1 protein-coding gene is annotated in these 803 nt (G+C 42.7%); it reads left to right on the plus strand.

The genetic code is table 11. The features are described 5' to 3' along the window. Positions 1–686: 686 nt before the first annotated feature. A partial coding sequence (locus tag B879_RS24020) for a hypothetical protein (RefSeq protein ID WP_497706792.1) occupies positions 687–803 on the plus strand: 117 nt, incomplete at its 3' end.

Here is an 803-nt window from a genome sequence, read left to right on the forward strand (position 1 = left end):
AAGGGCAAGGTTCACTAGGCAATCGTTGCAATTGACTACTTCACAAAGTGGGCCGGAGTAGAACACTTGGCAACCATTACTGAGGCAAAAATATAAGACTTTGTATGGAAGAACATCTTTTGTAGATTCGGCATTCCCAATGCTATAGTCACTGACAACGGGTGACAGTTCGACAACAATAAGTTCAGGATGTTCTGCTATAAGTTAAACATTAACTTATATTTTGCCTCCCTAGCTCATCCCCAGTCTAATGGACAAGTTGAAGCCATCAACAAAATAATCAAGCGAACTTTGAAAACCAGCTTGGATAAGGCTAAAGGTTGTTGGCCAGAATTTGTACCCCAAATTCTTTGGTTATACCGCAATTCGTATCGAACATCAACAGGAGAAACCCCATTCTTACTTGCCTTTGGTACAGAGGCAGTTGTTCCAGTTGAGCTTGAGCAAGCAACGTTCCGAGTCCAGAACTACGTGCAAAGCGAAAATGACAAACAACTTACCCTCAACTTAGATCTAGTCGAGGAACACATAAACCAGGCTCACTTGAGGAATGTCGCCTACAAGCAGCGCATCTCCAACTACTATGACTCAAGGGTCAAACCTCATTCTTTCAAAGTAGGGGACTAGGTATTGAAGAAAAGATTACTCTACGATAGAGTCCCGAGTGAAGGAACACTTAGTCCAAATTGGATGGACTATTTGAAGTTGTTAGCATCAATCGCCCTGACTCCTACAAGCTTAGAAGCTCCGATGGCAAGACCCTTGGCCATCCATGGAACGCTGATCACTTAAAATACTATTAC

It is taken from the genome of Cecembia lonarensis LW9 (assembly GCF_000298295.1).
Lineage (GTDB): Bacteria > Bacteroidota > Bacteroidia > Cytophagales > Cyclobacteriaceae > Cecembia > Cecembia lonarensis.